A 20,249-nucleotide genomic window follows, 5' to 3' on the forward strand; every position below is an offset into this window, starting at 1 on the left:
TTCAGCGCTCCTTGGTATAGGGCACGCCACCGGCCTTCGGGGGCTTGGCGACGCCGATAAAGCCTGCAAGCAGGATGCAGGTGAGGATATAGGGCAGCGCCTGGAAAATCTGTACCGGCACCTCGCCAATGCCCGGAACCGCCTTGCCCTGCATGAAATTGGCGAAGGCATCGAGGAAGCCGAACAGAAGGCAGGTGAACATGACCGGCACCGGCTTCCACTTGGCGAAGATCAGTGCGGCGAGAGCGATATAGCCCTTGCCCGCCGACATGTTGTTGATGAAGGCGGCCGATTGCGCAATGGCGAGATATGTGCCGGAGAAGCCGCAGAGAATGCCGGCAACGATGAGCGAGCGATAGCGCAGCCATTCGACCGAGATGCCGGCGGTATCGACGGCGCCCGGATTTTCACCGACCGCACGCAGCCGCAGACCGAAGCGGGTCCGATAGAGGATCCACCAGGAGATCGGCACCGTGAGGAAGGCGAGATAGGTCAGAATATTGTTGCCCGAGATAACGTTGGCGTAGAGCGGCCCGATGAACGGAACGTCACGAAGGGCATCGGCGCCTGGCAGGGTGATGCCGGAAAAGCGCGCGGTAGCAGGCAAAGTCGGCGTGCGGCCGCCCTGTCCGAACCAGGCTTGGCCGAGAACGATGGTCAAGCCGGCCATCAGGAAGTTGATCGCGACACCCGAAACGATCTGGTTGCCGCGATTGGTGATCGAGGCAAAACCATGCAGCAGACCGACGACAACTGAGACTGTAACGCCAGCAGCAAGGCCAGCCCAGGGCGAGCCGCTGATTGAGGCGACGCAGGCCGCAGCGAAGGCCGAAGCCAGCATCTTGCCTTCAAGGCCGATATCGAAGATGCCGGCTCGCTCGGAAAACAGGCCCGCCAGCGCTGTGAAGATCAGCGGGATCGATAGCCGGATCGTCGAGCCCAATATGCTGATGAGAAGATCATAATAGTCCATCGTCCGATCCTCACGTCCTGGCGAATGTCTGGTAGATGCGCACGAGCGCAGGTCGGAACATATATTCGAGAGCCCCTGCAAACAGGATGACCAGACCCTGGATCACCACGATCATGTCGCGCGTGATATTCGGCATGTCGAAGGACAATGCATCGCCGCCCTGATAGAGAATGCCGAACAGGATCGCCGCCGCGATGATGCCGAGAGGATGATTACGGCCCATCAGCGACACGGCGATACCGACAAAACCCGCACCGAGCACGAATTCCACCTGCAGGCGCGCGGACGCACCCATGACGGGATTGAGCGCCATCATGCCGGCAAGGCCGCCCGAAAGCAGCATGGCGATGACGACCGTGCGGGCATAGGGAATGCCGGCATAAACGGCAGCGGTGGGGCTGAGGCCCAGCGTGCGCATTTCATAGCCGAGCTTGGTGCGCCAGATGAGCACCCAGACGAGAAAGCACATGACGAGCGCGATCAGGAAGGAGACGTTGAGCGGTGCCGCACCGATGGTCGAGCCGAACATATCCATCAACCAGCCGAGCTTCGGCAGCTGACCGCCCTCAAGGAACGTACGCGTTTCCGGCGCCATCTTGCCCGGAACGATCAGTATATGCACCAGCAGGAAGTTCATCATCGCCGAAGCGATGAAGTTGAACATGATCGTGGTGATGACGACGTGGCTGCCGCGCTTGGCCTGCAGCCAGGCAGGAATGAAGGCCCAGAGAGCCCCGAAGATTGCGGCGCCGATGACGGCAAAGGGCATCGTCACATACCAGGGCACATAATGGTCGAGGGTCAGCGCCACAAGCGCACAGCCGAGACCGCCGACATAGGCCTGGCCTTCCGAGCCGATATTGAAAAGGCCAGCATGGATAGCGACGGCGACCGAAAGGCCAGTGAAGATGAAGCTCGTCGCATAATACAGCGTGAAGCCGATGCCTTCGCCGCTGCCGAGAGCGCCCTGCAGCAGCAGGACAAGCGCATCGAGCGGGCTCTCGCCGATGAACCAGACGACAAGACCGGAGATCAGGAAGGCAACAATCAGGTTGAGAAGGGGGATCAGGCCGTAGGTGATCCAGTTCGGGAGCGGAACGGAAGCCGTGCTCATATACGCCTCACGCGGCAATGCCGGCCATCATCAGGCCGAGTGTTTGTTCACCGGCCTCAGCCGACTTTTCACCGACGATATGGCCGGCGAACATGACGAGGATACGGTCCGAAAGCGCGCGGATTTCATCCAGTTCCACCGACACCAGCAGGATCGCCTTGCCGGCGTCGCGCATCTCGATGATGCGGCGATGGATGAATTCGATGGCGCCGATATCGACACCGCGCGTCGGCTGACCGATCAGCAGCGCCTTCGGATCGCGCTCGATCTCGCGGGCGACGACGATCTTCTGCTGGTTGCCGCCGGAGAAATTGGCGGTCTTCAGCCGCGCGTTCGGCGGGCGGATATCGTATTTCTCGATCTTTTCGATGGCATCCTTGCGCATGGCGTCGAGATCGAGCATACCGCCGCGCCCGTATTTGCGGTCACGGTGATAGCCGAGCATGGAATTCTCATATTCCTCGAACTTGAGGACCAAACCCATGTGATGGCGGTCTTCGGGAATATGGGCAAGACCGAGATCGCGAAGTGCTGCAGGATCGGCGTTGCCGATCGGCTTGCCGTGCAGAAGGATCTCGCCCGAAGCCGGCTTGCGGATACCGGCGATCGCCTCCAGCAATTCCGATTGACCATTTCCGGCGACACCAGCAATGCCGACGATTTCGCCGGCGCGGACATCGAAGGAGACATTGTCGACCATGGTGACGCCACGGCCGTCCTTGACGGTGAGATTGCGCACCGACAGCAGGATTTCGCCCGGATTGGGAGCACCCTTCTCGACACGCAGCAGCACGCGGCGTCCGACCATCAATTCTGCCAATTCCTCGACGGTGGTTTCCGCCGTCTTGCGGGTGGCAACCATCTCGCCGCGGCGCATGACCGATACCGTATCGGTGATCGCCATGATCTCACGCAGCTTGTGGGTGATGAGAATGATCGTCTTGCCCTGGTCGCGAAGCACGCGAAGGATGCGGAAGAGATTGTCGGCTTCGGCCGGTGTCAGAACCCCGGTGGGTTCGTCGAGAATGAGGATCTCGGCACCGCGATACATCGCCTTCAGGATTTCCACGCGCTGCTGCTGGCCGACGGGAAGCTCTTCGATCAACGCATCCGGATCGACTTCCAGGCCGTAATCCTTCTCCAGCCGGTTAAGCTCGGCGCGCGCGGCCGCAACGCCCTTGGCGAGAAGCGCGCCGCCTTCGGCGCCCAGCATGACGTTTTCAAGGACGGTAAAATTGTCGACCAGCATGAAATGCTGGTGCACCATGCCGATGCCGGCTGCGATCGCCGTCTGGCTGTCGCGGATGGCGATCGGGTTGCCGTTGATGCGGATCTCACCGCTGTCGGCATGATAAAAGCCATAGATGATCGACATGAGAGTCGATTTCCCGGCACCGTTTTCGCCGATGATCCCGTGGATCGAGCCCTTGGCGACGGTCAGGTTGATATCTTTATTGGCGTGGACAGCACCGAACTTCTTGTCGATGCCCACGAGCTCGATGGCAGAGATTTGGTTCACTATAGGGGCTCCAGAAACCGGTTTCCGGATAAGAAAAGGGCGTATGACGTTTTTGTCCCGTCATACGCCCTTATTTCATATCAGTTCTTCGGGCAGGCGTTGTCGGTCAGATAGTCGTGGACCTTGATGGTGCCGGCGACGATATCGGTCCGCGCCTTGTCGACGGCAGCCTGCATTTCCGGAGTGACGAGCGGCTTATTGTTGTCATCGATGGCAACGGCGACGCCGTCTTCCTTCAAGCCGAGCTCCTGCGTGCCGGGCGTGAACTTGCCGTTCTTGGCATCGCTGAAGGCATTGTAGACGGCGAGGTCGACGCGCTTGACGACGGAGGTCAGAACGGAACCCGGATGCAGGTAGTTCTGGTTCGAGTCGACGCCGATCGACAGCTTCTTGTTGTCGGCGGCCGTCTGCAGCACGCCGAGGCCGGTAGCACCGGCAGCCGCGTAGACAACGTCCGCGCCCTGGTCGATCTGGTTCTTGGTGAGCTCGCCGCCACGAACCGGGTCATTCCAGGCAGCACCGGTCGTGCCGGTCATGTTCTGGAAGACTTCGATCTTCGGATTGGTGGCGCGCGCACCGAGCTCGTAGCCGCATTCGAACTTGCGGATCAGCGGAATGTCCATGCCGCCGACGAAGCCGATCTTGCCGGACTTCGATGCAATGGCAGCCATGACGCCGGCGAGATAAGAGCCCTCGTTTTCCTTGAACTTGACGGAGCGGACGTTCGGCAGATCAAGGCTGTCGTCGATCAGGACGAATTCGGTCTTCGGATATTCGGCAGCAACCTTCTGCAGCGCGGAGGTCCAGGCAAAGGAAACAGCGATAACCGGATTGAAGCCCTTGCTGGCGAAGTTGCGCAGCGCCTGTTCGCCCTGGGTGTCACCCGTCGGCTCGAAGTCGCGGTAAGCGATGCCGGTTTCCTTCTTGAACTTTTCAGCGCCATTATAGGCAGCTTCGTTGAAGGACTTGTCGAACTTGCCGCCGGTTCCGTAGACGATTGCCGGCTTGATATCGGCCGCGAGCGCCGTTGCCGACATGGCAGCCAGGGCGAAAAGGGTCAAAAGGGATTTTTTCATGTGGTGCAGCCCTATTGTTTCTATCTTGTTGGGTCCTCCCGCAAGCCCGTTGATCGGGCAAGTCTGCGGAACTGCCGGCCTCCCCCGAGGCCAAGCTGGCGCGCATCCTTGCATGGCTGCACGAAAAATTCACGAGAAATTTTTCAGTTGGTAAAGATTTGTGGGAATTGGTGAAAACCCATCCAAACGACCCGTTTTTTAAACAATTTCGGGCCAAAACTGCAATTTTATTGGTCAGAACAGCTGCCGGTCGGCTCTCCGCAATCGCCAGTTCTACCGCTCGCCGCATTGCGATGGAGCCACCGCCAATTCCTTCCAACGCCACTCAATTCCCTGAATGGCACAGGCCGAAAGACACACGCAGAAACCCTCACGCGCTGAAGCGGCCGGCTGCAGGCTGGCGCTTGTAGGCGACCATCCACAGCAATAGGGAAATCACCAGGAAGACGGCGAAGGCCGGCTGAAACAGCAGCCATTGCATCGCCATGTCATAGAAACGAGGATGAACGTAATAGGCAATCGCCGAGCGGAGGCTTGCGAGCGACGAGGGGCTGACATCGTTCCATGCATCGCCCATCGGGGTCATGACCACGGCGGAAGCCGCAACGGATTGAATGGAATCTATGGTGCCGGCGATAACAGCCACCACCAGCGCGACAAGGCTGGCAAAACGCAACAGGAAACGCATAAACTCCTCCCGATACTCGCTGTGTTCAGCCTTCGCGGGCCGACCGGTCTTATGCCGCCTCATCTATTTCATTAGATAAGTTGCGTTCAAAATAAGCGCAATGGGGAGGAGATGCAGAGTTTTGCGCCAACAAGTCAAAAATCTGTCAGATTCGGGTTGATTGCCAGGAATTCATCGGTATATATCGCGGCCGTTCCGACGATTTGCTTCCTGACCGGGTGCGAAACGCCAAAGGACAGGTGGCCGAGTGGTTTAAGGCGCACGCCTGGAACGCGTGTGTACGTGAAAGCGTACCGAGGGTTCGAATCCCTCCCTGTCCGCCATTAGCCGCTAATTGCCCTCTATGGCGCGATTTCTCCGCCAATCACCGCATCGCCGCCAAGTGGCATGGTGAACCGCCGATTCTAAGTCGGCCGTCCAGGGCAACGATCGACGATGTGGAAAGCGGGCGTAGCCGAGCGTTGCTAACCTGGACCGACATCTGAGCTTCTCAGCCAATTTCGGGGATTTTAATTTATAACTCCGCCTGGTCATAAGCGCGCCGGCGCGCCTTGATGGAGTCCAGATTGTCGTGGACCCAGAAATTAAATCCCTCAAGGGCGCGCAAAGCTCCGTGGCCGATCTCCGTCAGCTCATACTCGACACGCGGCGGCACTTCGGGGAAATAGTGGCGTACGACAAATCCTTCGCGCTCGAGATTGCGTAGCGTGAGCGTCAGCATCCGCTGGGTGATTTCGCCGACCTCTTTTCTCAAAGCTGAAAATCGGAGCCGATGACCCTCCGCGAGCGAAAGACGCCACAGAACCGGCACAGTCCATTTGTCACTCAGCAGGCTGCAGACCCCGTTTGACGGGATGGGTCTGAAGTGTCTGTCGTTCTCTGATCCGCGGAATGTGCCGGCATCGATCTGTTCGTCCAAGAGTATCATCCTTGTGCCTGATGCTGAAAAATGTGCCGTCTTCCGACGGAACATTATTCGTATATATGGATAGCCCTTGTTTAACGCGAGGGTTTCAAGTGACCAATAGCAAGCACCCCATTCTGGTTTTCGGCGCTACCGGAAGGCAGGGAGGATCAGTCGCCAAAGCCTTGTTGAAGGCGGGATGGCCTGTTCGCGCACTCGTTCTGGATTCTACCAAAGCTGCATCGCTGCAATTGCGGAATGCAGGCGTCGAGCTTGTGCAGGGTTCATTTGAAGAGACCAATGTAATCCGCACAGCGATGAAAGACGCTTACGGTGTCTTTAGCGTACTGCCAGCCAACCTGTCCGCCGAGGACGAAGCCCGTCATGGCATTTCGATTGCGGATATCGCTGCTGAAACCGGCATCAACCATTTTGTCTACTCGTCGGGCGCCAGCGTGGGGAACGAACTGACAGGTGTTCCGCGTTTCGACGCCAAGCCTCGTATCGAAGCACATGTTCGGGAACTGGCCATGACTACGACCATAATCCGGCCGATGATTTTCATGGAAATGCTGGTGCGACCCGGCTTCGGTCTGGATGAGGGCCGGCTGGTGTCCCTGATCCGACCGGAGCATTCCATTCAGCTTATCGCCGTGGAAGACATCGGTAGGTTTGTTGCTGCAGTGTTCGCCGACAGGCCCCGTTTCGGCGGCAGGACGCTTAAGATCGCGAGCGACCGCCTGACCGGGCGCGAGCTTGAGGCAGCCTTCAGCGAAGCAGCCGGCCGCCCGATAACCTATGAACGTTTTCCCGACGACGTTCTTGCTGCAAACGCTGATCTCGCGCATATGGCAAAGAGCCTGGAAGACGGGCCGCTTGCCGAGCAGGTCGATTTGAAACTCATGCGCGAAATCAATCCCGACCTGCTGACTTTCGCGTCCTGGCTTGCTGGCAATGGGCGCAGGTCGCTTGATGAAGCCTTGCGAGCATCATCCTACTGACCCGCCTTCGTCTTCTTTAGAGTAATAGCGTTTCATAGCGGACTGGCAGGAAACCACCCATTCGAGCCATTCGGTTGCAGCTCTATTTATGAGGGCTGTAGAGGGATATAGCGTAGACGTAGTTCTCGGCTTCGTCGGCTTCGGCCCGCCATTAGCCGCTGATTGCCCTCTATGGCGCGATTTCGCCGCCGATTGCGGACGTTGGCGACAGTGCGACTAACACCGAAGAGCCGACTTTGACCGCGTTCATCGCGGCTCTTCCGGTATCTCTCAGGGATTAGGCGATACTGACGACAACTGTTTGACCGGATCAGAGCGACAGCCGGACCTGCAGGTCGTCAAGGAGCCACCGGCCGGCCGGGCCAGGTTCATGGTCTGCCATGCGGGCGGCGTATATGGTCAGGGCGTCTGCCGGGTCACGGGCATCTTCGGCCAGCTCGAGCCGAACCAGATCGCCGGCTGCGAGATGATCGGCAATCAGATGCTCCGGCATGCGGCACCAGCCGAAACCGGCTAGTAGGAAATCCAGTCTGCGGCCGAGATCGACAAAGCGCCACCGGGTGGCGCTGGCCAGGCCGTAATTGTTCGCTTCCCGATCGACCGGATCGGACAGGACGAGCTGGATATGGCGCTCCAGGTCGTCGCGGGTTGCCGGACGGCCAAGCGCTGCCAATGGGTGTTCGGCACTGACCACGGGCGTCAGCGCCACGCGCAGCAGCGGCGAAGCCACGACATCGTCTGGCACCACCGGCAGCAGCAGGCAGAAGGCCAGTGCCACGTCGCCGCTGCGCAAACGACGCAGCGCCCCGCCCAGGCCCTCAGTCGAGAAGCTGACGGGAAGATGCGGATAGACCTGGTGCAAGGCGCGCAGGCTTTCGATGAGCGGGGCGGTGGGCACCAGCGGATCTATAGCCAGAGCAAGCTCGGGTTCGACCCCGCCTCGCGCACCGGTCGCGACGGCCTCGAAGCGGGCCGCACTCGAAAGCACCAGCCGGGCCTGATCGACCAGAACCCGGCCCGTTTCCGTCAGGCGGGGGCGATGGGTGCTGCGGTCAAAGAGCTGGACGCCCTGTGCGGCTTCCAATGTCGCCACCGACTGGCTGATTGCCGATTGCGCGCGGCGCAATTGCCGCCCGGCCGCCGAAAAGCTGCCGGCATCAGCAATGGTCACCAGGATACGCAACTGGTCGAGGGTGAGACCGCCGATCATGATCCATCATATTAGCCGATAGAGACAATCACTTTATTATCGCTCCCGCCGCTGGATGGAAAGCCCTATATATCGTCTGCATCTGTCACGGCTGTTTAGCCCAAAACCTTGAGGACGCCATGCCCAAACTTCTCGTTATCGAAACCAGCGCGCGCGGCGAGGCTTCGATTTCCCGTCAGCTGACCAAACGCCTTGTCGCCAATTGGCTCGAGGTGCATCCGGATGGCGCAGTCGTGCGGCGCGACCTGGCCGTGGATGCGCTGCCGCACGTGACGATGCCGTGGTTATCGGCCTATTTCACGCCACCGCATGCCCATACCGCGGACATGGCCGAGCAACTGCGTCTCTCTGACGCGCTGGTTGCCGAATTGCTGGCAGCCGACGAGCTTGTCATCGCCACGCCGGTCTACAACTACAATATCCCGGCCAGCCTCAAAGCCTGGATCGATCACGTCGTGCGCAAGGGCGTAACGCTTGGCTTCGACGGCAAGGGACTGCTGACCGGCAAGAAAGCCACCGTGGTGCTGGCGTCCGGCGGCATCTATGGCGAGGCCTCGCCCATCGACCACCTCAATTTTGCCCCGCGATACCTCAAGGCCATTCTCAACGTCCTCGGCATCACCGACGTGAGGATTATCCATGGCGAAGGTGCCAAGGCCGTGGATATGGGTGAAGCAACGATGGACACGTTCATAGACGCTGTCATTCCGAAGCTCAATAGCGCTGCGGCAGCCTGATTGATCGGGAGTATGCGGCGCCCCGATTGAGCCCGCTTGCTTCGCTGGTCCGCTCTGCGTCGCCGAACCATCGCGACGCCGCTTCGGCGGCGGCATCAACGTCAGGCTCTGCCTCGCCGACCCAAGCGACGACGCCATCCGGCCGGACGAGCAAGGCACTCAAGCCGAGCCCATCCTTGGCGTTGCTGGCGATATAGGTGATCCGGTCAGTCCAGCGACCGGCCAGCGCTTCAAGCGATGCGCGGTCATCGAAATCCAGAAACAGGCCCTTGCCCGTCCTGAGGAGATCGCCGAGCCTTGTGCCATCAGCGAGCTCGAAATCGGGAGCGCTGCGGCCGACGAGCGGATGGCTCCCGCCAAGATCATAGCGGATGGAAACACCCCAGACGCGCTCGGCGAAATAAGTGGCGCCGTCGCGCGTGTCGATCAGATCGCGGATGATGGCTTCAAGCGCACGCGAGCTGGGGCTTGGCCGCATCAGCGCGACCTGGGCGCGCGACCAGTCAAGCACCTGCGCTCCAATGGGATGTCGTTCGCTGGAATAGGTATCGAGCAGGCCGTCCGGCGCATCGTCACGGATCGTGGCGGCAAGCTTCCATGCAAGGTTCATCGCGTCACCCAGGCCAAGATTGAGGCCTTGGCCGCCCAGGGGCGAATGAATGTGCGCGGCGTCGCCGGCAAGCAGGATGCGTCCCCTGCGATAGCTGGTCGCCTGGTAGGCGCGGTCCGTCCAGGTGGTGGCAAGCTTGAGCGCCGTCAGAGTAACGTCGGTGACGGAGATGCGCCGCAGCACCGCCTGCACATGGTCAAGCGTGATCGCCTGGGTCCGGTGGAAAGCGCCTCCGTCGAAGTCGGCCATCGTGATCGTCCCAGGCGGTGAAAAAGTGTACATGCCTGTCGGGGTGTAATGGCGGCCGGGACGAAGCTTGTCCGGCTCGGCCATCTCGATTTCAGCGGAGTAGCCGGTGAATTCGGGATCGGTGCCGACGAACCCGAAGCCGCCGGCCTTGCGGACGGTACTGCGGCCGCCGTCGCAGCCAACGAGCCAGCGCCCGCGAAAGGTCTCGCCCCCGGCGCGAACGACAACACCTTCATCCGACTGTTCGAAGCTCTCGACACCGAAGCCGCGCCTGATCTCGACGCCCATGGCCTCCGCACGCACCGCAAGGACAGCTTCGAGGCTTTCCATTTCGACCATCATGCTGGTGCCGAGTGTGGTCGGCAGACGATAGGGCCACTGGGAGGTGTCGATATTGTCGTGGAAGAATTGGATACCGGCGAAATGGCCGCCCGGGCGGCGTGACTGGTGCATCCAGTGCGCAGCCGATGAAGCGCGATCGCCCGAGCCGTCCTTCGCAGGTTTGGGCGCAGCGACATCGTCCAGCATGCCGCGACGATAGAAGGCTTCGATGGTTGGCGAGGAAAGGCCGCGCATGCCGAAGGGAAGGCGCTTCAAGGGCGAGCGCGGATCCTCGGCCTGCTCCAGCACCAATACGGAGAGACCGGCGAGACGCAGCTCGCAGGCGAGAAACAAGCCGACGGGTCCGCCGCCGGCAATCAGAACATCATAAATCAAGGCAGAACTCCTCAAGCGAACAGCGCCGCAAGGGCGTCAGACATTCCGGCTGCGGCCACCTCAGCCGGCGCGAGTCGCTGAAAAACACCCAACCGTATTCGGGTGGCAACGGTCCAGTCACGGGAACAGTCATAAAAACTGTGCCAATTTCACCGATTTCGTGATTGCAATACGATTTTTACACTTGGTATAAATTTACTTATGGTATAAATATCTTCATGTCAAATCGAATCAAACTCCGAGACCGGAAGAAGGAGATGACGCGTCAGGCGATCTCCAACGTCGCGACACGCCTGTTCGTCGAACATGGCTTCGACAAGGTTTCCGTCGCCGACATCGCTGACGAAGCGGAGGTCGCCAGGAAGACGGTGTTCAACTACTTCCGCCGCAAGGAGGATCTGGTTTTCGATCGCGAGGATGAGGTACGGGAACTGGTGCGCAAGGCGATCACCGATCGCGGCCGAGTGCCGCCGGTCCGCGCCTTTCAGGCGCTGATGCGTGAGCTGCTGGAGATGCAGCATCCCCTGTTCAGGATCACGGACCGGCCTATCGCGTTCTGGCGCATGGTGGCGGAGAGCCCAACGCTGACCGCGCATGCGCGTGGGCTGCAGGCGACGCTTGCTGATGATCTCTCGGGAATGCTGTCCGATGCGGCGGGCCGGCCGCGCTCAGATGCCGATGCACATCTCGCGGGCGCAATGCTGATGGCGACGCTTGTGGCCGCCTACGGCGAGGCACTGCGCGTCTTTCGAGAAAAAGGAAATCCTCAAGCCGCTCTACTTGGTATCATGGAGCGCGGCTTTGCCGGTGTCGACGCCGCTCTTGCCGGGACACCGTATGTCTGACTTTGGAGCTTTCGGGATCGCAGCCTGAAAGGCGAAACCCGGCCGAAGGGTCGGCCGGGTCTTCGAATACATGGTCCGTCGGACCATCGACCATCCGCGGATCGTGGCCGATGGCGCCGGCATCACGCCGCGGAAACCTGCAGCTCTGCAAGATCCTGAAGCAGCGTCGGGCCGCTGGGTTCCCAACCCAGCTTCTGCCGGGTTTTGGCGCTGGAGGCCGGCATGTCGCGGCCGGCAAACAGGGCGAGCCAGCCGAAATAATCCTGCGCCTCTTCCCTGGCGATGGATTTGACCGGCAGGTTCAGGCGCCGCCCGATCGTCTCGACGATATCGCGCATGGGCACGCCTTCCTCAGCGGCCGCGTGATATTTGGCATTCGGTTCGGCGCGCTCGACGACGAGGCGGTAAAGACGGCCGACATCGGTAAAATGCGCCGCCGGCCAGCGGCTGAGCCCGTCTCCCACATAGGCGCAGACACCCTTTTCCCGGAATATCTGGATCAAGGGCGTAATAAGCCCCTGGCTGACCGGATCATGCACCTGGGGCAGCCGGACGACCGAGACATTGACCCCGATCTCGCTTGCCAGGATTCCCGCTTCTTCGGAAGCTGCCCGCGGATGCAGGTCGGAACCGGCAATCGGGTTATCCTCTCTGGCCGGTTCGTCCAGCACCGTGTTGGCGATCGGCGTGCCCGACGTAATGACCAGCGGACGCGCGGAACCGGCAAGCGCCGAGGCCAGCGTTGCGATGACCCGGCGGTCATCCTCGCAATTCTGGACGAATCTCGTGAAGTCATGGTTGAAGGCAAGATGGATAACGCCATCGGACTGCGAGGCACCGCTTTTCAGGATTTCCGCATCCTCGATCGTGCCGTGAAGGACTTCGGCGCCGGCAGCGGCGAGCGCGACCGCCTTCTCCTTCGAGCGCGAAAGGCCGAGCACCTGATGGCCCGCACCGATCAATTCCCGGACGACATGCGAGCCGACATTTCCGGTCGCACCGGTAACGAATATACGCATATGCACTGTCTCCTTATTTTCGTCGGAGACAAATCTGCGCCCATCGTTTATTCTGGTAAAGTAGTGACCTTATCATAGTAAAGACACTAACAGGATGACCGATCTCATCGAAAGCGAAAACGTGCTCGGGACCTATCTGAGGGACCGCCGCGCGAAACTCGATCCATCCGCCTTGGGATTTGCCGGCGAACGGCGGCGTACGCCCGGGCTTCGACGCGAGGAAGTGGCGCAGCGCGCCAATATCAGCCCGACCTGGTACACATGGCTGGAGCAGGGCCGTGGCGGTGCACCTTCCGCCGACGTGCTGGATCGGATCGCCCGCGCGCTGATGCTGACGGAAGTCGAGCGCGAGCACCTGTTCCTGCTTGGCCTTGGGCGTCCGCCAGAAGCGCGTTACCGCAAAAATGATGGGGTTACGCCGCGGCTGCAGCGCGTGCTCGATGCGCTAGAGCCGAGCCCCGCCATTATCCGGACCGCCACCTGGGACGTCATCGCCTGGAACCGGGCAGCGCCCGTGATGCTAATCGATTACGGATCGCTGCCGCCGGAAGAACGCAACATTCTGCGCTATATCTTTCTCGATCCGCGTGCGCGCGCCGTGCAATATGATTGGGAAAGCGTAGCCCGTTTCGCCCTGGGCGCATTCCGTGTCGATGCGGCGCGCGCAGGTGCATCGAGTGAGATAGAGCCTTTCGTGGCAGAACTTTGCCGCATCAGCCCTGAATTCAGGGCCATGTGGCGGGAAAACGACGTTCCTGGCACCCATACCGAAGCCGTCAAACATATACGCCATCCCGTCCTCGGCCCGCTGGCATTCGAGTATTCGGCCTTTTCGGTCGACGGACGGACGGATCTCAGCATGATCGTCTACAATCCGGCAACGCCTGACGATGCCGAGCGGATCAGATCGCTGCTGCCAAAACTCTAGCGCGAAGATGTTTGGTGCAAGCATGCGCACGCTTGTCGTTCCACGGATGCCCGACGCCATCCAACATGGCTGCCCTTCACGGCGAAGCGACTGCGCCTTCAATCGTAATAGTTCGGAGCCTGCTTCAACCGAGGCCATGCCTCGGGATCATGCCCGGTGACTACCAGCGCATCGGTCTGTTCGGCGAGCGCACGCAGCTTGCCAACGGATCGTACCGTGTCGACGGCGGACGCCATGAAGCCGGGGAGCGCCTTTTCGTTCCAGTGATCGAGCGTGTAGGCGGCATCGATGGCCAATAGTATCGCGCCCAACGTCGGCAACTGCACCAGGAAGGATTGATGGCCGACACTGTGGCCCGGCGTGAAGACCATCCGCAGCACGCCGTCGCCGTAGAGATCGTAACCGTCAGTCGCATCGCCGTCCAGGAAGTGCCACTTCAAGCCAGGGCGATCGAAATCACGGCGGACATAGGCACCGGCGGCGAACCAGTCCGGCGCAAAGGCATAGTCATATTCGCGACGCTGGACGATATGGGTCGCGTTCGGGAAACGACCGATAGCGCCGCTGTGATCGGAATGCAGGTGGGACAGCGCAACGAAACGGACGTCTTCGCTGCATAGACCGAGCTTCGCCAGCTGCGCAACACATCCCTGCTCCTCGGTCATGAAAGGCTGATAGCTGTCGACCGCATCGCCCCAATAGCCGCGCGGATCGGTCAGACCTTCCGCCGCCAGTCCGCCATCGATGACGACATTGCCCTTTGGATGCGTCAGCAGAAACCAGGGAACCGGAATTTCGTAATCGGCGTCGCCACCCTGATTCATCCTGATGTCGTGGGCCTTGCAGCGCTGCGTGCCCGATTGAAACATATAAAGCCTGATGTCGCTCATGAGCCTGACCTTTGATTTGCGATTGGGTGCGGAACTACGCGTCGTTTTCGGTGATCGAAGGCTCTGCCACCAGGCGGCATCATCCGCTTTCATTTATCGGCTGTGCCGATATATTGGCGCACATGGATCTGTTGGTTGCGATGCGTGTCTATGTGAGGGTGGTCGAAAGAGGCAGCATGTCGGCCGCCGCCCGCGATCTTGGCATGGGGCAGCCTGCCGTCAGCGAGCGGATTGATCGGCTGGAGCAATATCTCGGTGCGCGGCTATTGCTCAGAAACACCCGCAAGCTTTCCGTCACCGATGTCGGTGCCGCCTTTTATGAGCGCAGCAAGCAGGTGCTCGAAAGTGCCAACGATGCGCTGACGGTCGCAAACGGCGATCAGTCACTGCGCGGCACGCTCAGGATCGCGGCTCCGCATGGTGTCGGCGAGGTCATCCTGCCGCCGATCCTGCTTGAGATGCGCAAGCGTCATCCGCTGCTAAAGATCGATCTGATCCTCAACGATAGGATCGTCGACCCCGTGACGGAGGGCGTCGATATTTCGCTGCGCCTGGGGGATCTCGGCGAGGGCAGCTTCATTGCCCGCAAGCTCGGCCATGTCGGCCGCGTGCTAGTGGCTTCACCCGCCTATCTCGATGAGCATGGGACGCCGACGATACCCGATGAACTTGCCGACCACCCCTTCCTGCGGGTCTCCGGCCTGTTCAACAACGGCCGGATTCCGTTGATCGATCCAAACGGGCAGACCGAACTTGCCGCCGTCGATATCGCCTTGAGCACCAGCCATTGGCGGCCGCTGCACCGCCTGCTGCTGGATGGAGCCGGCATCGGTGTCCTGCAGGAGCCGGTTTGTGCGGAGGACCTGGCGAGTGGTAGGCTGATCCGCCTACTGCCGGAATTTACCGTGCCCGGCTTCGATCTGCATGCGCTCTATCCGGCAATAAGGCCGGCTCCGCAGCGCATTCGGGCGGTGCTCTCCTTGCTGGAAGAACAGTTGCCGAGGATTCTGATCAAGCAAGCCCGAGCGCTGGAAAGCTAGCCGACGCGCTGGGTCGCCACTTTTGGCGTTGCCCGTAAGGTCAGCGCCCAGAAGAGCAGGGTTGCGAGGCTTATCGCTGCGCCGGAGAGGCAGACGCCCGGCCAGCCGGCATGAGCGTAGATGATCGTCGATGTCGATGATCCCACAGCGCTGCCGATGGAGTAGAAGATCATATAGGCGGCGGTCAGCCTGTTCTGCGCGTCCGGCCTGACGCGATAGATCATGCCCTGATTGGTGACGTGCACCGCCTGCAGGCCGAAATCGATGACGAGGACACCGAGAATGAGCCAGAGGATCGAACGATCCAGCATCGAAATCGGTAGCCAGGCAACGAGCATCAGCGCCATTGCAATGCCTGTCGTGCGTTGACCATGGCCGCGATCGGCCCAGCGCCCTGCCCTCACGGCGCCGAGTGCGCCTGCCGCGCCGGCAAGGCCGAACAGGCCGACTTCGGTATGAGACAGGGAATGGGGTGGCGCCGTGAGCGGCAGGACGAGGGGCGCCAGCAAGGTGGTTATATTGGCAAAAATCAGCATGGCGATCATAGCACGGATGCGCAGGACCGGTTCTTCGACAAGCAGCGTGCCGAGCGATCGGATGAGGCCGAAATAGGAAAGGCCACCCTTCGGCCTTTCCTGCCTCGGCAGCGCTCGCCAGAGGAGAAGCGCGATTACCAACGTCAGCAAGGCGGAGACAAGATAAACAGTCCGCCAGCCGGAGAGATCGGTCAGTGTTCCCGCGACGCTGCGCGCCAGCAGGATGCCGATGACGATGCCGCTCGTGACCATACCGACAATATGGCCGCGCTCGGCGGGGTGCGCCAGGCTCGCCGCATAGGCGACCAGCGCCTGTGTCACGACGGCCAGAAAGCCGACGGCGGCCATGGAAGCGAGCAGCATCGCGGCACTGGACGAGAAGCCGACGCTGATGAGGGCCGCCACGCTCAGCAGCGATTGCATGATGATGAGCTTGCGCCGGTCGATCAAGTCGCCGAGCGGCACCAGCAGGATGAGGCCGAGCCCATAACCGAGCTGCGTCGCACCGACGATCAGGCCGGCCACCGTGCGTGACAGTTTGAGATCATCGGCCATGACATCGAGAAGCGGATGGGCGAAATAGGCATTGGCAACAGCGAGGCCGCTCGCGACGGCAAACAGGAAAATCGTCGCTGGTGTCAGCTGCGAATTGGCCTCTCCCGGGTATTCGGCGCCCCCAAACGAAGCCTCTCGTGAGGAATGAGGGCGCAGAATGTCCTTCGCGTTGCCGGCCGGCGGCGCGTCCTGGTCGATCGTCATTGCAAAACTCCCGATTCTTCGGTTTAATAATGAAACCAACGATCGAGTAACATTATCGGTTTAATCATGCAACCATTTCTGCAGACAAAAGACCGGAAAGGCTAAGGCGATGGTCGCGCGGAAAAGCCTGAAGGGTGACTATTGCCCGAGCGCGCGTTCGCTCGACGTGATCGGCGACTGGTGGTCGCTCCTGATCGTGCGCGACGCCTTCGACGGGCTGACGCGCTTTGGCGAGTTCCAAAAGAGCCTCGGCATTGCCAAGAATATTCTCACCGAGCGCCTGCGCACGCTCGTCGCGAGCGGCATCCTGGAGCTTGTGCCGACAAGCGAAGGAGGCTCGCGCATGGAATATCACCTGACTGCGATGGGAAAGGATCTCTTCCCGGTGATGGTGGCGTTGCGGAAGTTCGGCGAGCGCCATCTCTTTGCGCCGGCCGAGGAACATTCGCTGCTGGTGGATCGCGCCACGGGACAGCCGGTGCAGCTTGAAATCCGGGCACAGGACGGCAGGACGATCGGTCCGGACGAAGCGCTCATCGTGAAGGTGCCGGAGGAGAAATAAGAAGGCACTAATGCCGGAGTTCGGAAGGCAAGAATGCCTTTCGAAACCGGGCTTAGAACACCAGCGAACGATGCAGCTGCGCGCCCGCCCAGGCACCGTCTCCCACGGCCAACGACACTGAATGCGGGATGCGCGCGGCATCGCCACAGGCAAAGGCGCCTGGCACGGTGGTTTCCTTCATGGCGTCTGTCTGGATCTGAGTGCCGAAAGGCGTTTCCTCCAACGCGCAGCCGAGCCGTTCGGCGATCGGACTTGATGGCGATACGCGCGAAGCAGTGAAGAGCCCGGCAAAAGGCAGCAGGCGTCCATCGGTGAGCCGCACATCCGCCTTTCCTTCCAACCTTGTGATGGCCGCCTCCTCGATCGTCACGCCGCGTGCGACGAGATCGGCACGCTGCGCCTCATCCGGGACAAAGCTGCCGTTGAGGAAAAGCGTCACCTCGCCCCATTCCGGCAGCAGCTGCGCCTGATGCACCGATATCGGGCTGGTGGCGATGCAGCCGATACGACCCTGATCGAGCTCGTAGCCATGGCAATAGGGGCAATGGAAGATGCTCTTGCCCCAGCGTTCGCCAAGCCCCTCGATCTCGGGCAAGGCATCGGAGACGCCGGTTGCGAAGAGAAGGCGCCGGCCGTCATGGCGCGCGCCGTCAGCCGTGGTGACGACAAAGGCATCCTTCTCGCCCTCGGCCTTTTCGGCCGTACCCTCGATCCAGGACAGCGTCGGATAGGCTGAAAGCTGCTCGCGCGCCTTGCGGGCGATCTCGCCGGGGTTGACGCCATCCTGGCCAAGAAAGCCGTGGGAGGCATCTGCGAAACGATTGCGGCGCTTGCCCGCGTCGACAACCAGCACCTTGCGGCGGGCACGGAGAAGCTGGAGGGCGGCCGCCATGCCGGCGTAGCTGCCCCCGATGACGATGACGTCATGGGTCATGACAGGATCCTTTCTGAGCGCCATTGCGCATGACGCCGCGCAAATTCGGTGGCAAGATCGGCGAGTGTGACGTTTTCGAAGCGCTGGAGCAGCAAGGCTTCGGCTTCGGCAAAGGCGTCGTCGAGCACGGAATTGACCGATTGCTCGACCAGGCATTCCGGCGTCTCGTTGCGATTGCCGATGGCGAAGACGGCCGGTTCGCCGAGTGCCTGATGCAGCTGGCGCAGCGTGACGCTTTTGAGATCGGCCGCGATCGTCCAACCGCCGGTGTGCCCCTTGGCGGAACGGACGATGCCCACCTCCCGCAACAGGCCCATGGTACGGCGCACGACGACCGGATTGGTGTTCATGCATTGCGCCAGGGTTTCGGAGGTCAACGGCCCATCCTGCTCGGCCATATGGAGCAAAGCATGGAGGACAGAGGAAAGTCGGTTGTCGCGTTTCATGTAACTTCAATTATTACGATTCGACGCGATATTCAAGGCCTCCTCCGACGAGGCGCGAACCACGATCAAGTCCGCTCTTTGAACCGAACCTCGCACGCCGAGGCGTAAATCCTGATTTCGTCTCCGAGCGACCATTCGGCAGCTCGTGAGGCCAAAGCCGCCGGCACGCCCTGCGAGCCAGGCCCGGCGGGAACATCATAGGTGGCGTGCGCGTCATGCGGCAGCAGCACGCCATAGCCGCGCTCAAGCGCTCCCCGCGCCGTCGCAGCAACACACATCTCGGAGAGCACGCCACAGATCACTAAATTCTTTACGCCGAAGGCGATCAGAATGGCGTCAAGATTGGTGCCGTCGAAGCCGTCATCCTCCGTTTTCCGAATGACCACCTCGCCGGACAGAGGTGCAAAATGGAGTTTCCATCCCGGCTGAAGCGGCTCGTCCAGCGCACCGGGCGGGCCATCGTTCTGCAAGAAAATCACCGGCGTCCATGCCGACCGTGCCTTGTCCAGCAGGAGCTCGACCATTGCTCTCAAGGTGACATGGCCCGGAACCGTGCGCGATCCCTCCACGAAGGCATTCTGTACATCGACGACGAGCAGAGCATCGGCCAATGGATTGTTATCGGAAATCTCTCGCTGCTCTTCTTCCATCGATCCGTCAGATCCTGCCATGAAACAAAGTCCATATGGGTACACACCGGGCAGCCAGGCAAGAATGCCTCAGAAAGAGGCTTTCACCACCATCTCGGCGCCAAGCACCAGAAGGCATACCAGAAACCAGCGGCGGAAGGCCGCCGGGCTGACGCGATTGCGGATGACCTGGCCGGCCCACATGCCGGCAAGCGCCGGGACGATCGCTAGGGTAGAGAGCGCGATATTGTCGATGCGGAAGGCGGCGTGCCAGGCGAGCGCGGCGGCCAATGCCACGGTGGAGACAGTGAAGGAGAGGCCGAGCGCTTGGATCAGCTCCTCCTTCTCCAGTCCAAGTGACTGCAGATAGGGCACCGCCGGCACGACGAAGACGCCAGTTGCCCCCGTGAGCAGGCCAGTGACGGCGCCGACGAGCGGCGATAGCAGCGGCTCGAACCTTGCGGGCACATGCAGTTGACGGGCGAGCAAAGCATGGCCGGCATAGAGGATGAGGGCGAGACCCAGCGCCGCCGTGGTTCTGCGGGTATCGCCGGCGGCCAGCAGATATGAGCCGGCGAAGGTTCCGATGATTACGGCAAGAACCAAGAGGAGGAAACGACGGGCAAGCGCGCCAAAACTCGGGCCTGCCAGCAACTGCCAGACATTGGTGACGAAAGACGGCACGATCAGCAGGCTCGCTGCCGTCAGCGGCGAGATAAGCGCGCCTAGCACGCCCATCGCCACGGTCGGCAGCCCCATGCCGGTGACGCCCTTGACCGTACCGGCGATGAAGAAGGTCGCGAAGATCGCCGCGACGAGCCATATCGAATGATCCATCATGCCTTTTCAGTAGCAGAGACAAA

21 protein-coding genes and 1 tRNA gene are annotated in these 20,249 nt (G+C 60.9%); 7 read left to right on the plus strand and 15 right to left on the minus strand.

From position 1 onward, the window contains the following. Position 1: 1 nt before the first annotated feature. From PH558_RS28935 to PH558_RS28955, 5 genes are all read right to left on the minus strand, one after another. Entirely contained in the window at positions 2-973 is a 972-nt protein-coding gene (locus PH558_RS28935; RefSeq protein WP_095433615.1) for an ABC transporter permease, read from the minus strand. Positions 974-983: 10 nt separating this feature from the next. Beyond that, complete coding sequence (locus tag PH558_RS28940) at positions 984-2,087, minus strand: ABC transporter permease (RefSeq protein WP_095433614.1); 1,104 nt, start codon at positions 2,085-2,087, stop codon at positions 984-986. A gap of 7 nt (positions 2,088-2,094) precedes the next feature. Beyond that, a complete protein-coding gene (locus PH558_RS28945) occupies positions 2,095-3,606 on the minus strand; it encodes an ABC transporter ATP-binding protein (protein ID WP_113391014.1) in 1,512 nt (503 codons plus the stop codon). A gap of 80 nt (positions 3,607-3,686) precedes the next feature. Next, complete coding sequence (locus PH558_RS28950; protein ID WP_095433612.1) at positions 3,687-4,682, minus strand: BMP family lipoprotein; 996 nt, start codon at positions 4,680-4,682, stop codon at positions 3,687-3,689. A 370-nt stretch (positions 4,683-5,052) separates the two neighbouring features. Continuing rightward, entirely contained in the window at positions 5,053-5,370 is a 318-nt protein-coding gene (locus tag PH558_RS28955) for a hypothetical protein (RefSeq protein WP_075856392.1), read from the minus strand. A gap of 233 nt (positions 5,371-5,603) precedes the next feature. Between PH558_RS28955 and PH558_RS28960 the strand changes: the two genes are divergently transcribed. After that, positions 5,604-5,693: transfer RNA gene (locus PH558_RS28960), tRNA-Ser, on the plus strand. Positions 5,694-5,884: 191 nt separating this feature from the next. Here the strand turns inward: PH558_RS28960 and PH558_RS28965 are convergent. Beyond that, positions 5,885-6,298, minus strand: coding sequence for a winged helix-turn-helix transcriptional regulator (locus PH558_RS28965; RefSeq protein WP_285207938.1), 414 nt, complete (start codon positions 6,296-6,298; stop codon positions 5,885-5,887). Positions 6,299-6,309: 11 nt separating this feature from the next. Between PH558_RS28965 and PH558_RS28970 the strand changes: the two genes are divergently transcribed. Beyond that, complete coding sequence (locus PH558_RS28970; RefSeq protein WP_285207994.1) at positions 6,310-7,275, plus strand: NmrA/HSCARG family protein; 966 nt, start codon at positions 6,310-6,312, stop codon at positions 7,273-7,275. A gap of 310 nt (positions 7,276-7,585) precedes the next feature. Here PH558_RS28970 and PH558_RS28975 read toward each other — a convergent pair whose 3' ends face one another. Then, entirely contained in the window at positions 7,586-8,485 is a 900-nt protein-coding gene (locus PH558_RS28975) for a LysR family transcriptional regulator (protein WP_285207939.1), read from the minus strand. Positions 8,486-8,604: 119 nt separating this feature from the next. Between PH558_RS28975 and PH558_RS28980 the strand changes: the two genes are divergently transcribed. After that, complete coding sequence (locus PH558_RS28980) at positions 8,605-9,222, plus strand: FMN-dependent NADH-azoreductase (protein ID WP_285207940.1); 618 nt, start codon at positions 8,605-8,607, stop codon at positions 9,220-9,222. Here the strand turns inward: PH558_RS28980 and PH558_RS28985 are convergent. Continuing rightward, positions 9,200-10,798 carry an FAD-dependent monooxygenase gene (locus PH558_RS28985; protein ID WP_285207941.1) on the minus strand — a complete coding sequence of 533 codons (1,599 nt, stop codon included), beginning with the start codon at positions 10,796-10,798 and terminating at the stop codon, positions 9,200-9,202. The genes PH558_RS28980 and PH558_RS28985 overlap by 23 nt on opposite strands. 257 nt (positions 10,799-11,055) lie before the next feature. On the opposite strand from PH558_RS28985, the gene PH558_RS28990 reads away from it, so the two are divergent. Next, a complete protein-coding gene (locus PH558_RS28990) occupies positions 11,056-11,643 on the plus strand; it encodes a TetR/AcrR family transcriptional regulator (protein WP_285207942.1) in 588 nt (195 codons plus the stop codon). Between the two features lie 122 nt (positions 11,644-11,765). On the opposite strand, the gene PH558_RS28995 is transcribed toward PH558_RS28990, so the two are convergent. Further along, entirely contained in the window at positions 11,766-12,662 is an 897-nt protein-coding gene (locus tag PH558_RS28995) for an SDR family oxidoreductase (RefSeq protein WP_285207943.1), read from the minus strand. 94 nt (positions 12,663-12,756) lie between these two features. On the opposite strand from PH558_RS28995, the gene PH558_RS29000 reads away from it, so the two are divergent. Then, positions 12,757-13,590 (plus strand): helix-turn-helix transcriptional regulator, encoded by an 834-nt coding sequence (locus tag PH558_RS29000; protein ID WP_174718584.1) that lies wholly within the window; start codon positions 12,757-12,759, stop codon positions 13,588-13,590. Positions 13,591-13,688: 98 nt separating this feature from the next. Here the strand turns inward: PH558_RS29000 and attM are convergent, their stop codons facing one another. Continuing rightward, positions 13,689-14,480: an AttM family quorum-quenching N-acyl homoserine lactonase gene (attM, locus tag PH558_RS29005; protein WP_113410037.1), complete on the minus strand. Its 792-nt coding sequence runs from the start codon at positions 14,478-14,480 to the stop codon at positions 13,689-13,691. A 122-nt stretch (positions 14,481-14,602) separates the two neighbouring features. On the opposite strand from attM, the gene PH558_RS29010 reads away from it, so the two are divergent. After that, positions 14,603-15,520: a LysR family transcriptional regulator gene (locus tag PH558_RS29010; protein WP_285207944.1), complete on the plus strand. Its 918-nt coding sequence runs from the start codon at positions 14,603-14,605 to the stop codon at positions 15,518-15,520. Here PH558_RS29010 and PH558_RS29015 read toward each other — a convergent pair. After that, a complete protein-coding gene (locus PH558_RS29015) occupies positions 15,517-16,815 on the minus strand; it encodes an MFS transporter (RefSeq protein ID WP_285207945.1) in 1,299 nt (432 codons plus the stop codon). The two genes, PH558_RS29010 and PH558_RS29015, sit on opposite strands and share 4 nt — an antisense overlap. Positions 16,816-16,924: 109 nt before the next feature. Between PH558_RS29015 and PH558_RS29020 the strand changes: the two genes are divergently transcribed. Then, positions 16,925-17,377, plus strand: a complete 453-nt coding sequence (locus tag PH558_RS29020; RefSeq protein WP_095433603.1) for a winged helix-turn-helix transcriptional regulator — start codon at positions 16,925-16,927, stop codon at positions 17,375-17,377. 52 nt (positions 17,378-17,429) lie between these two features. Here PH558_RS29020 and PH558_RS29025 read toward each other — a convergent pair whose 3' ends face one another. The 4 genes from PH558_RS29025 to PH558_RS29040 all read right to left on the minus strand — a co-directional run bounded on the left by PH558_RS29025 (position 17,430) and on the right by PH558_RS29040 (position 20,226). Beyond that, positions 17,430-18,311 carry an NAD(P)/FAD-dependent oxidoreductase gene (locus tag PH558_RS29025; protein ID WP_285207946.1) on the minus strand — a complete coding sequence of 294 codons (882 nt, stop codon included), beginning with the start codon at positions 18,309-18,311 and terminating at the stop codon, positions 17,430-17,432. Next, entirely contained in the window at positions 18,308-18,757 is a 450-nt protein-coding gene (locus tag PH558_RS29030; protein WP_285207947.1) for an Rrf2 family transcriptional regulator, read from the minus strand. The genes PH558_RS29025 and PH558_RS29030 overlap by 4 nt, the downstream gene beginning before the upstream one ends. A gap of 65 nt (positions 18,758-18,822) precedes the next feature. Further along, positions 18,823-19,428 carry an isochorismatase family protein gene (locus tag PH558_RS29035; RefSeq protein WP_285207948.1) on the minus strand — a complete coding sequence of 202 codons (606 nt, stop codon included), beginning with the start codon at positions 19,426-19,428 and terminating at the stop codon, positions 18,823-18,825. 48 nt (positions 19,429-19,476) lie between these two features. After that, positions 19,477-20,226, minus strand: coding sequence for a sulfite exporter TauE/SafE family protein (locus tag PH558_RS29040; protein WP_285207949.1), 750 nt, complete (start codon positions 20,224-20,226; stop codon positions 19,477-19,479). Positions 20,227-20,249 lie beyond the last annotated feature (23 nt).

Source organism: Rhizobium pantanalense (assembly GCF_030182525.1).
In the GTDB taxonomy this organism is placed as follows: domain Bacteria; phylum Pseudomonadota; class Alphaproteobacteria; order Rhizobiales; family Rhizobiaceae; genus Rhizobium.